A 12,132-nucleotide genomic window follows, 5' to 3' on the forward strand; every position below is an offset into this window, starting at 1 on the left:
AAGGGTGTTTTGTAATGGTGTACGGTAATACTAGAATTCCCACTGCTATGAGATATACATTACAGATGTATGATTGTAATACATTCTACTAGGGACGATTTGATCGGTATGCTACGCGGGAGAACTGAGGCACTGGTTTTACCATCCAATACAGTAAGGGCAAAATCTCCTGCAACACAACATCACATATCAGCCTTCGAGCGACCGATGAGGAGGAACGAACCCCCGAAAAGACCACCCCCCGATCATCGAAAACCCGGCCACCGACGGGGCTCTCGAAATCGATCCATCTCGGTCACACTAAAAATTGAGGTCAGTGTTTAAATTGTCGCGGACAGGGTGAACGCAGTCATCGCTTAACTCTACCCTGAGCGTAGCTGGTTTTGCGATTCAAAACAGAGTCACAGAATTGGCTAGTACCGGTGTAGCGTGTTCAGATCGAGGGAAGTCATACTCTCGGACACAACTCTACTGTAGCAAGAGAATAACTGGGTGATGTAACCGGTGAGTAGGTGGAGGGAAGAAGTGTCCATGATTGTCCGAACGGAGAGAGATGAGGCGAAGGATTAGAGACAAACCAGATGTGCTGGCGTCAGAGTTCGCGGTGGATGAGTCCGTGGTACGCTTCGATCTTGCGTAGCGGCTGCGGGCTCGTCAAGTAGCTCACGGCGACGAATACGACGATGTTGAGTACCGACGCGGTGACGAGGCCAGGCACGAGCGGCGTCACGAACGGGTTCGGAATCATCTGCACCTGGAAGAGGAGGAGTGCGACCGCCCCCACTGCGGGGGAGATAATCGCCGCTTCGGTGGAAGCACGCGGCCAGGCGACCGCACCGATGAGAGGCGGCAACAGCTGGACAGTGACTCCGCCAACGATGAGCGCAAGCGGCGTGATCAAACCAGGGTAGAGAAGCGCGCCGACGATCCCGGCGACCATCGTAACGACGATGACAACCTTATTCAACAAAAGCTCTGACGACTCGGTGAGATCCGATTTGACGAACGGTTTCACGAAGTCGCGGACGACGGTGGCAGCCATGACATGAGCGTAGGAGTCGGTGGTCGAGACGATAGCGGCGAGGATTCCGACGAGGAATAGTGCGGCAATAGCAAAGGGCATGACCTCGAACGCGAGCAACGACGAGACAGTATCCGGGTTCGTCCCGCCGGGCATCACCGACCGGCCGTAGATGCCGATGAAACTCGTCCCGAACACGTAGATGAGCGTGAAGATGCCGACCATCGTCGCCGCGATCCGTGCGAAGTTACGCTCGTTATCGACCGTGTACATCCGCACCCACGAGGCGGGGGCCACGAGCGAGTTCCCGACGGTGACGAGGATACCGAACAGGACGATGACTTCCGGTGTGAACAGCCCTGTCAGTCCGGGAACTGTCGTATAACCGCCGAGCGAGCCGCCGAGTCCGGTGAACACAGTTTCTACTCCGCCGGCGTGGATCACGATGAAAATGCCGAACGCGCCAAGGAGCACGGAGATGAGTGCCCCGTTGAACGTGTCGAGGTACGCGATACCGCGCATGCCGGTGCTGATGACATGCAGCACGACGACGATAGCGAGGATGAGGACGCCCGTGGTGAACGGGACGATACCGCCGGTGAGGACCGTCAGGATTAGACCACCCGCAAGTAACTGTGCGACGATGTACGTCGTATTGAATGCGACGCTCGCCAGTACGGTGTACAGGCGAATCGTGTCGCTCTGGTAGTAGTCACCCAAGAGGTCACCAGGCGTGTTGAGGTCGTACTCCTTGCCGACGACCCAGATACGCCGTCCGAGGTACCAGATCGCCGGAGCCGTCGCGGCATAGCCAACAATGATCATTGTGATGAACGGAATCCCCACCGCATAGACGGTCCCAGGGAAGCCAGCCATCCCGACCCCACTGAGCACTGTCGCAACGAGTGTGAGCGAGGCGACGATCCAGCCGAGCCCCCGCGACGCGACGACGTAGTCCGAGAGGTCTTCGGAATAATTGCGCCGGGCGAGGTACGTTATCGTGAGGAACGCTACGATGTACGCCCCCAGCACGGCCAGTGCAATCGGCAGTCCGCTCGCGATCTCCTCCGCAAACCTCTCCGGAAGAATCTGCAACGGAACCGTCGATAACTCAGTCATCCCCGGCCTCCCCGCCTGACTGTACCTGTGTTACGTCTTTGACGACGCCCTGGCGGGCGAAACTGATGTACAGTCCCAGCATCACCAGTGCTGAAACACCGACTGTCAGCCACATTAGTGCGGGAATACCGGCAATCAGTGTCGGTTCGCTCATGAAGCGAAGTGCGAAGTACGCGACACCGATGATGCCGGCAAAGTAGCCGATCATCAGGTTCTCTCTCATATTTGCGGATAGTCTGTACTCTTCGGGTATCTGACTGGTGTCTGGACGGTCCTCTGACCGCCAGCCTTCACTCCAAGCCATGGCTTAGCAAGGTACACCATACTATTTAATATTATCGTTAGTGACAAACTGACAATCGTTCTCGAAAGAATCTACAGGAGTGAACCAAAACACGGCGATATCTAACTATTCATTTGTTTTCGACCGATTGACCGTCTCATCTCGGTGTTCAGACGGAAGACTACGTGCACGAATGAGTTGGCTCTCTAACCTGGGCGATAGTTATGGTCCTCCTCCGCGCTCGAACTGGGCGGCGAGTGACGACATCTCATCTTCGACTTGTTCGACGTAGATCGGACACGGCATTTTCGGATTCTGGACGAAGTACTGAACGAGTACCGTGTTGAGTCTATGGGAACACGACCCCTTGAACAGGTTTCGATGCGGGCAGAACTGACAGCAGCTAGGCATTTCCACGTCATGTGGTGACATGATATGTGGTCAGTTCATCATTAGACTATATAAATGTTTCTCAGCGTGGAAATTCCCGGCACGTATCTTCAGCACCGTAGACAACTGAACCCCCGACAGTCCGGGTACACAGCGGCAGAAATCGATCGGTACCCGGTAAGACCGGTCACGGATCGGTGCTTGTAGGAATTATCAAAGCAGTTCATTGATCCGGCGTCGTCGAATCGCGTCACGCGGACGATCGGCGTGTGGTAAAACTTCCAGCTGGGCACGATAGTTCTATCAGTCGTCGATTTCGTCACTGATGAACGAGAGCGCCCGACCCGAGACTTCACCGATGTCACGTACCGACCGGCCGAGGTCCGTCCAGATAATAATCGGTCATCGGCCGGGATCAGTCAGCTGCCACGAGGGGAGGTACGCACCAGTGTACTCATTCGGTTCGAGAACCACGTCTATTGGATCAACCGAGGAGTTCAACTCCCGGCGAACGACCTCCCTTCGAGTCACCGGTCGAGGTGGTGGCCTTCATCGCACCGAGTCCCGTGGTTCCACCAAACCAATAGTCCCGAACCAACGAGACCAACACCGAACGACATACCGGCGCAGAACGGACACACCAGCAAAAATTACTGGGAGGGATCGAGCCCATCGGTGACGAACTCCGTCGCTCGGCCAGCGACCGATGTGATACCACGGACGGACCGTCCGAGGTCCGCGCGGATGATGGTTCCGGTCATCGGGCGTGAATTCGCCGGCGACGCCAGCAGCACGTAGGCCCCAGTGTAATCTTCGGGCTGCGGTACGATGTTGAGCGGGTGATTGGCGGCCTCAAACTCTTCTGGGGAGACGATGCCGCGCTCACCACCGAGCGAGTCGGTGGTGCTGAGGTCGGTCGGCACGTAGCCCGGGGCGACGCCGTTGACCCGGACTGTCGGCGCGAGCTCGAACGCCAGTTGACGGACGATGCCTGCGATGGCATGTTTCGAGGGGACGTACAGGATACCACCGCCGTCCGAGTGGAAACTCGCCTGCGACGCAGTAAACACCATGCGGCCCTCCGTCTTGACCAGTTCGGGAAGCGCAGTCCGTGCGCCCAGGAGGTATCCCAGCACGTTGACCTCGAATAGTTCGGCGAAGTTCGAGTCGACGTCGTCGAGGTCCAGTTCCGGCAACGAGATGTTGTCGTCGAAGACACCGGCATTCCCGACGAACACGTCGAGATGACCGAACGCGTCCACCGCCGTCGAGACTCCCCGTTCGTTGTCCGCGAGCGACGTCACGTCCCCCTGGACGGTCACGATATCGTCAAACTCGGCCTCTAACTCGTCAAGTCGCTCGCGATCAAGGTCGAGGACAGCAACCTGCGCACCCTCCTCGAGGTACCGTCGAACGACCGCCCGTCCGAGGCCGGAGCCGCCACCTGTGACCAGTGCTACCTGATTGTCAAGCCACGTCATCGTACACCGATATTGTCTGCAGGGTACATAAGTGTGTTCGAGTAGTGAAATGCTGTTCCGACCGGAGGTCGACGGCCCGGGGTGTTGGAGACGGCCACCCTCACGCACGGTCCCACCCCTCCTTGCCCTCCCCCGAAGTCCGTCGTATCTAGAATTCGGTCGGTGTCGATCTCTCCCTCATGAATCAGATACTCGACTGGGACTCGCGTCCACTCGCGCGGTTGGAACCCGGACCATCGAGTGGTGTGGCCGTTCCGACACACTAGATGTCGGGAATGCCGAGCAGTTCGCACAGATGGTGCTCCCTCGGTGAGCGACAGGTGACCCACGTCGTACGGAGGTCCCTTCGCCTGCGCGACCAAGTTGGACGATTCATACCGCGGTACTGCAGTGCGGGAACACTTTCTCGCGGGATCTGTTGGTAGTCTGGGACCACCACTGGTCGAACCGAGAACCGTCGGCACGGATAGTCATCAGTATCTCGAGACCGTCAGTTGTGTTGCGGCCAACCGGAGATGTCTGGTCAGTCTCTTGTGTGCACTGCGCTTCCTATACGAATGTCTTCGAGATAGCCCACCAGCGCTCTTCGTCCTTCACGACGACGACGAACAGCCATGACCCATAGTTGGGTGTTCACGCCTGTATCGACCGTGTCACGACACCTCTATGGGATGTGGTGACGGAAATCATTAAGTGATGGTAGAACAGTTACAGGTTTGGAATGGCGACTAATAATAGCCAATCTGAGGGTGGAGAGACGTCGCGAAGTCGCGCGCTAGGTCTCATCGACCGGATGCGAGAAACCCTCGAAGACGGTGAGGTACCGATGCAGATACTGAACGATGAGGCAGTTCATCAACTGGAACTCGAACGGATATTCGGACAGAACTGGGTGTATGTCGGCCACGAGTCCGAGGTTCCCGAACCGGGCGACTACCGCCAACGGACCATCGGTGAGGACCCGTTCATTTTCGTCCGCGGTGAGGACGGCAAGTTCCGGGTCCTGTTCAACAGCTGTCGGCACCGGGGGCGAACGTCTGCCGAGCGGAGAAGGGCAACACGTCTCACTTCCGGTGTCCGTACCACGGCTGGACGTACAAGAACACAGGCGACCTCGTCGGCGTCCCGCAGAAGGCTGCCGGTTTCGACCACCTTGACGCGGAGAAACGCGGCCTCCACGAGGCACCACACGTCGAAGAGTACAAGGGCCTCGTATTCGCCTGTGTTGCCCCGGAGGTGGAGCCGTTGGAGGAATTCCTCGGCGGGGCGACCTGGTTCCTCGATCTGTACTTCGACCTCATCGACATGGAGGTCATCGGCGACCCGCACCGCTGGGAGGTGGAAAACGACTGGAAGACGCCGACCGAGAATTTCTACGGGGACAACTACCACATCCCGATGGGTCACAAGTCAGCCATCGACGCCGGCGTCGGCAGCGATACGGCGACCGGCGAGAAGGAGAGCAACCTCATCGGTGTCGCGGACTGCGACGGTCACGGGTTCAGTTTCTACCAGATCGAGTCCGAGGAAGACAGCTACTGGGGTCACCCACCAGAGGTCGTGGAGACGTTCAACCACGACGCGCTGTCAGACGAACAGCACGAGGTCGCCCGGAAGTCCGGCGTGACGCTGGGAACCATCTTCCCGAACCTTTCGTTCATCTTCTTGGGCGGCCGCGACGACCCAGAGAAGGACTCCGTCGGCACGTTCCTGTTACGGAAGTGGGAGCCCCGCGGCGCAGGCAAGATGGAGGTCGTCAACTGGATTCTCGCCCCGAAAGCCGCGTCCGAGGAGTACAAGGAGCGCGTCTACGAGGTCGGTATGTCGAACTTCAGCCCCTCCGGAAACTTCGAGGTTGACGATGTCGGCATCTGGTACGGCATCGACGACGCCGCGGGCAGCGTCTTTGCTCGCCAGAACGACGACGTGAACACGCTGTTCACGATGGGTCGCGGCGAGGACCCGGCAGCGACTGTCTACGAGGACTGGGTCGGCCCCGGCACGGCGTACCTCGAGGGGGGCATGACTGACGAGAACCAGCTCGATTTCTACCGAACCTGGCACGAGGCCATTACCTCCGACGGGGGGCTGTAGATGAGCGAGACCGTCTCGAACCCGCAGCTCCGGGCCAGGTGCGAGGAGTTCCTATACCACACGGCCGAACTCCTCGACAATCGTCAGCTCTCCGAGTGGCACGATCTCGTGACCGAGGACATCGACTACAGGGTTCCCATCCGCACGACTCGCGAGCGGTCGAACCGCACGGAATTCAGTGACTCCTCGTTCCACATGAAGGAGGACTGGGGAACCCTGGAAGTGCGGACCGAGCGCATGCAGAGCGACTTCGCGTGGTCCGAGGACCCGCCGTCGCGCACCCGCCGTCACGTAAGCAACGTCCGTATTGTCGACGACGATGGCGAGGAGGTCCGACTCAAGAACAACCTCCTCGTCTTCCGGCAGCGGGGCGACGAGACCGAACCGGAAATCCTCTCGATGGAGCGGCACGACACGCTCCGCCGTACCGATGACGGGTTCAAGATCGCCAAACGGCTCGTCCTGCTCGACCACACCATCATCCCGACGAACACGCTCTCCATCATCCTATGACAACCGATACCACAAACGACCCGACGATCACGCTCCGAGCGGACGACCAGGCGGTATCGCTCACGCGGGAACCCACACCGGCCGGCGAGCGCCTCCGCGTCGATTCGAACGGCGACACGACGCGACTCGACGCCCTCGCCCTCGAGAGTCTTACGTGGCAGGACGACGAGTTCTTTGCGGAGTTGACTGGGGAGGAACACACCGCCGGCGAGAACGTGGAGCGAACCGACGAGTCACTCCAGATCGGCAACGAGTACACCGTCGTTCAACTGGCCGTGCTGGACACAGACGCCGGTCCACGACTCGTGATCGACTCGCCCAAGCTAGGCTACTCGTGTCAGCTCTCCGTCGCCGAACTCGCGGCACTGAGCCGACAGGAGATGGACCTGTTTTCCGATCTCCTCCGCACCCCGCTGGGACCCGTTGACGAGGAGGACGAGCATCCGCTGTTTCACCACTAACGTAGCCGGCTGTTTTATCAGTGATCACGTGCACGCTTGATGAACGACACCGTGAGCTCTGCAACCCGTCGTTCGTTGCCCGTGAAAAAATGGTCAGCGGCGATGGGCTCGACCTCGACGAGCGGACTCGCGGTAGCCGTCTCGGCAATCTCCTCCGCTTCGGTCGGCGTGACGTTCCGATCCGAGGAGTGCGGCACGAGCAGGATTGGAATCTTAATGTCGGGCGTCCAATCGACGGTCGCACACTTGCTCTCCGGAGAGCGGTACGACAGGAACGACGCAGCCGTCATCGGGATGTACTCGATCTCATCCCCGACAGGCCGTGGGAGGGCGACGATTTCGTTGCCACGCCCCGCCTCGACGAGGTTCCGAGCTCGCTGGACGAACGTCTCGTACGCCTGGTCTGGATCATCGGAGATCGCCGCGAAGTAGCCTCTGGTTGACCGCTCACGGATGTCGGCGAACGGTGCCGCGAGGACGACAGCATCCACGTCTGGGTCGTTGCGCAGCCCCTGGTAGTATGCGGCTTCGGTCGCACCGAGGCTCCGACCCCAGATGACGATTTCCTCACAGCCCTGTTCGGTCAGTCGTTCGACCGCTCCGCGAATATCGCGATCTACCTCGGCGAAGTCGGACGTCTCGTACAGTTTCCCACTGTTTCGCTTGTTGATCGTGAGACACCGCATGCCCGCCCGGGCGAGCGGGTAGGCGACGGGCGAGATGCCGCCGCCGAGTGCGAACCCCCGAAGACCGTGGAGAAACACGGCCCCGGTCTGTCGCCCATCGAACGTGGTCTGTTCGCTCGTCATCTCGAATCCGTCGAACTGACGGCCGTCCTCGCTTTTGTAGTTGATCGCGCGCAGTTGAATGTCGTCTGGTGTCGGCTTCATTACAGGCATTGGTAAGTCGTGAATAGCGTGGTGATGCTAAATACTGTTGTTTGTCGTCGCTACCAGATTTTCCGTGAGACGTACTCGGCTTTGGGGTCGGTGACGATGTCGAGGACGACGTGCTCGTCGGCCGCGAGCGCTTCTTCGAGCGCCGGGCGGACCTCCGAGGGGTTCTCGACGCGGATTCCCCGGGCGCCGAAGCCGTCGGCAATCGCTGCGATGTTCGTCTGCGGGATGTCCGTTCCAACGGAATCGTAGCCGCTGTTCCGCTGGTAGTTCCAGATCATCCCGTATTTTGAGTCGTTCATCACGATGGTGACGGCGTCGGTGGCCGTCTCAACCGCCGTTGCAAGTTCCATGTTGCACATGAGGAATCCACCGTCACCGATGAGATTGACGACCTGTCTCTCGGGGTCAACGAGTTTCGCCGTGTTCCCGGCCGGAATCGGGAACCCCATCGAGTCGTACAGCCGTGAGTGCTGGAACGAGTTCGGCGCCCGGTACTCGAACGCGTCGTTCGGCCAGGCACCCCCGGCGGCTCCCGCGTCGCCGGTGATAACGATGTCGTCGTCGGCAGCGTCACGAAGCTCGGTCATGATAAGAAGCGGGTGAATCGGCGTCTGGTCGCGAATCTCGTCGAGATACGCGTCCGTGTCGACCGCGACGCGTTCCATCTCCGCGGCGACAGTCTCGCGGTACGAGCTATCGGTCGATCCGTCCCCAGTTTCGATATGTTCTCCCGTGGCTTTGAGAATCCCATCGAGTTCCCCGGCAACAACAGAGTTCGCCTGCGTCTGGGGATGCTCTCGGGCCCCCGCGTGGAAATACACGATCTCCGTGTCGAGACCGGTCCGATCGCCGAGGATGGCTGCTTCGTGCGAACTCGGGCGGACACCAATTGAGAGCACAGCGTCGGCGTCTGCGAGTGCACGGGTCGCCGCGGGGTGGTCCGCCATGCCGACCGTTCCCGCGAACAGTTCGTGGTCGTTCGGGAAGGAGTCCGGATAGTGCCGTGGACAAACCACGGGGCAGTCGAGTTGCTCTGCGATAGTGACCACCTCGTCCCACGCGAACGCTCGCAGAACGCCCTTGCCAACGTACAGGGCGCGGTGCGTCGTGTCGAATAACGGGCTGAGTGCGTCACCAACCGCGTCCGCGGTCGGGGGGGCGTCCTCCTGCCGTGTCAGTCTAAAGGGCGGATCTGTGATGTCGACTTCCTCCATGAGAATCGTTTCGTCGATGCCGATGAAAACCGGTCCCGGTCGCCCGCTCATTGCGATATCGAACGCGCGATCGACGACCTCGGGCAGCAGATCCGGATCGTGGACCTGTGTACTCCACTTTGTGGCTGGCTTGAACGCCTTTTCGAGGAAATGCTGGTCGTCGACGCCGTGGAGCGCTTCGGTTGGAGCGTCTTCCGGAAGGACAGCGCTGATGCAGACCATCGGGGACGCGGCGGTGTAGGCCTGTGCGACACCGGTCAGCGCGTTCGTCCCACCGGGGCCCGCGACGGTAATCGCGACGCCAGGATCGCCTGTGAGACGCCCGTACGTATCAGCCATGACGGCGGCATTGTATTCGTGACGTGCAGTGACGACAGAGACGTCACGCTGGTCGAGACCGTTGACGAGACTAACAGTCTGGTTGCCTGCGAGAGTGTAGACCTCCGAGACGCTGTTATCGACTAGAAGCTGTGCTACAGTATCTCCTCCAGTTGTCATGTATAGCCAACGTTTGGCTTCCATAATAAATGTTTCTTTGGAAAAAACCCCGAAACAAGGATAGCGTCTACACTACTCGCGGGCGAGCCGGCGGGGGACGCACATCAGTCGACGAGGTCGCCGTCCTCGACGACTGTCTCGCCGTCGAGTGTGACCGTACAGCCCTTTTGCGCGATGTCGTAGTGACACGGCGTGTACCGCTCCTGGTGGGTGTTCGGCCCCGTACTCCAGAGCATGTTGCCGGACCAGACACGGCCTTCACTCGCACTGACACCAGTTTCGTCGGGTTTCCGGTCATGGATCGCCATGTTGTAGAACCGTCCGTTCTTGTTGAGTCCCCAGCCGAAGTGGCTCGTCGCGAACACGTCACGGTCGTCGTAGCTCCCCATGTGTCCACGCATCAGTTCGGCGTCGCCACCCTCACCGTTGATTTCGACGATGTAGCTGTCTTCGACGACGCACTCGACCGGCGCATCGTAGTAGTCAGCGAACGGAACAACGTTGTAGTCGCCCGGTCCGATGACTATTGTCCCGTTGACGTTTGTCGGGTAGTTCGACACCATGTTCTGGCCCCAGACGTCCCACTTCCCGGGTTCGTCGACGAACCCGTAGGAAGCAAACGCTGTATCGGGTTCGACCTCCATCGTGAGATCGGTCCCGTGGGACGACGTGATGCGCATCTCGTCGGCAGCAGCAAGTCGCTCGCTCGCTGCTGTCACCCGTGCTTTGACCTCCGCTGCCTCCTCGCTCGTCCAGGGCATCAGGCGCCGAAGCACGAACGGTTCGCGTGCACCGACCCGAAGGATACGCGTCCCCGCGTTTCTGATCGCGGTCCGCTCGGGAACGTGGATGAACCCTTCGAGCGTAAAGTCGAACACCAGATCGGCGGCCTTACACGCTTCGACGGGGCCGCCGGGCAGTCGCAGCGTTCCGCCCTGGCCGGCGGACACCTCGGCGCCGACGGAGTTCCGACCGTACTCCGGAACCTTCACTTCGAACGCGTCCGCTCCGATATCGTGTGCGGCCGCAAAGCTCGCACCAACGAACTCACGCTTGCTCTTGACGTCTGTGACGAGTGCCACAGTCTCATCCTCGGTCACGTTGCAGTGTTCCATCTGCCGACGGAACAGCGGCACTAGTAGGCCTGCTTCTTCCATGTTGCCAGCTGATTGTTTCGGAGCCAGTATGATAACGTTTTCCAATTCTATAAATTTATTGATATATAACTGCGCTTTGGACTACCCTTTCGTTCACAGAAGTCAGAAGAGCCCGTGATAGCCGAATCCTTTTTCAATAGGTGTAACAGTATCAGCAGTATGCCGCGAACAGTAGCCTTGCTCGGATTCGGGACTATCGGTCAGGAAATTGCCCGCGCGATCGACGATGGGACGATCAGTTCGTCTCTGGGTGCTATCTACGACAATCAGCCGGACCGCGTCGAAGAACGGATTCGACAGTTCTCGGTGGAGCCACGGATCGTCACGGAGATGCACCAGTTGACAGCCTCGGCAGACCTCATCGTCGAAGCAGCGGGACAGTCTGCAGTCAAGGAGTACGCCGTATCCGTGCTCGAATCCGGCTGTGACCTCATGCTGCTCAGCGTCGGCGCACTCGCGGATGCCGACCTCTGGAAGCACCTGTCGACGACTGCCGAACGGACCGGAGCGTCGATCTACGCCCCCTCAGGTGCTATTGCGGGAATCGACGCGATCAAAGCCGCTTCTCGTGTCGGTGCACTTGACTCGGTGTCGCTGACAACCATAAAGAACCCGAGCTCATTCGAAGGGGCGCCCTACCTCGACACGCTTGATTATCAAGTCCAGTCGTTGAGCGAGCCGAGGGTCGTATTCGAGGGGACCGCCACCGATGCTGCGGCAGCTTTTCCCTCGAACATCAACGTCGCTGTCATCCTGAGTCTCGCGGGACTCGGAACGGACCGGACGAGGGTTCGCATCGTCGCTGACCCCAACGAAAAAAGTAACGTGCACCAGCTCGACGCTACCGGCAGGACTGGTACGATTGAGACGACAGTTCGAAACGTACCTTCACCGAACAATCCTAAGACGAGCTATCTCGCTCCGGGCTCTGTCATCGAGAAACTGCAGGACTTGGAATCGACTTTCCACATCGGAACATAACGACTCATGTCGGAAGTGATT

10 protein-coding genes and 1 pseudogene are annotated in these 12,132 nt (G+C 59.4%); 5 read left to right on the forward strand and 6 right to left on the reverse strand.

Annotated features, from left to right (window positions below; genetic code table 11):
- Positions 1–592: 592 nt before the first annotated feature.
- The 3 genes from C2R22_RS21775 to hcaB form a co-directional block, all read right to left on the reverse strand.
- Complete coding sequence (locus tag C2R22_RS21775) at positions 593–2,140, reverse strand: sodium:solute symporter family protein (protein WP_103427886.1); 1,548 nt, start codon at positions 2,138–2,140, stop codon at positions 593–595.
- Complete coding sequence (locus C2R22_RS21780) at positions 2,133–2,444, reverse strand: hypothetical protein (protein WP_103427887.1); 312 nt, start codon at positions 2,442–2,444, stop codon at positions 2,133–2,135. The genes C2R22_RS21775 and C2R22_RS21780 overlap by 8 nt, the downstream gene beginning before the upstream one ends.
- A gap of 1,019 nt (positions 2,445–3,463) precedes the next feature.
- On the reverse strand, positions 3,464–4,294 hold the full coding sequence (gene hcaB, locus C2R22_RS21785; RefSeq protein ID WP_103427888.1) for a 3-(cis-5,6-dihydroxycyclohexa-1,3-dien-1-yl)propanoate dehydrogenase: 831 nt from the start codon (positions 4,292–4,294) through the stop codon (positions 3,464–3,466).
- Between the two features lie 826 nt (positions 4,295–5,120).
- Here hcaB and C2R22_RS26650 point away from each other — a divergent pair.
- From C2R22_RS26650 to C2R22_RS26655, 4 genes and pseudogenes are all read left to right on the forward strand, one after another.
- Positions 5,121–5,374 (forward strand): annotated as a pseudogene (locus C2R22_RS26650) (Rieske 2Fe-2S domain-containing protein); the annotation flags it as partial.
- A gap of 165 nt (positions 5,375–5,539) precedes the next feature.
- Positions 5,540–6,388: an SRPBCC family protein gene (locus C2R22_RS21790; protein WP_245903078.1), complete on the forward strand. Its 849-nt coding sequence runs from the start codon at positions 5,540–5,542 to the stop codon at positions 6,386–6,388.
- Positions 6,389–6,901, forward strand: coding sequence for an aromatic-ring-hydroxylating dioxygenase subunit beta (locus C2R22_RS21795; RefSeq protein ID WP_103427889.1), 513 nt, complete (start codon positions 6,389–6,391; stop codon positions 6,899–6,901).
- Positions 6,898–7,362: a hypothetical protein gene (locus C2R22_RS26655; protein WP_245903057.1), complete on the forward strand. Its 465-nt coding sequence runs from the start codon at positions 6,898–6,900 to the stop codon at positions 7,360–7,362. Before C2R22_RS21795 ends, C2R22_RS26655 begins: the two co-directional genes overlap by 4 nt.
- A 17-nt stretch (positions 7,363–7,379) precedes the next feature.
- Here the strand turns inward: C2R22_RS26655 and C2R22_RS21805 are convergent, their stop codons facing one another.
- From C2R22_RS21805 to C2R22_RS21815, 3 genes are all read right to left on the reverse strand, one after another.
- Positions 7,380–8,252 (reverse strand): alpha/beta hydrolase family protein, encoded by an 873-nt coding sequence (locus C2R22_RS21805; RefSeq protein ID WP_103427890.1) that lies wholly within the window; start codon positions 8,250–8,252, stop codon positions 7,380–7,382.
- Positions 8,253–8,311: 59 nt separating this feature from the next.
- The gene (locus tag C2R22_RS21810; RefSeq protein ID WP_103427891.1) at positions 8,312–9,973 is read right to left on the reverse strand and encodes a thiamine pyrophosphate-binding protein; all 1,662 of its coding nucleotides are present in this window, start codon (positions 9,971–9,973) and stop codon (positions 8,312–8,314) included.
- A 104-nt stretch (positions 9,974–10,077) separates the two neighbouring features.
- A complete protein-coding gene (locus tag C2R22_RS21815; RefSeq protein ID WP_245903058.1) occupies positions 10,078–11,130 on the reverse strand; it encodes a M29 family metallopeptidase in 1,053 nt (350 codons plus the stop codon).
- A gap of 159 nt (positions 11,131–11,289) precedes the next feature.
- On the opposite strand from C2R22_RS21815, the gene C2R22_RS21820 reads away from it, so the two are divergent.
- Positions 11,290–12,111: an aspartate dehydrogenase gene (locus C2R22_RS21820; protein ID WP_103427893.1), complete on the forward strand. Its 822-nt coding sequence runs from the start codon at positions 11,290–11,292 to the stop codon at positions 12,109–12,111.
- Positions 12,112–12,132: the final 21 nt, after the last annotated feature.

The organism is Salinigranum rubrum (genome assembly GCF_002906575.1).
Lineage (GTDB): Archaea > Halobacteriota > Halobacteria > Halobacteriales > Haloferacaceae > Salinigranum > Salinigranum rubrum.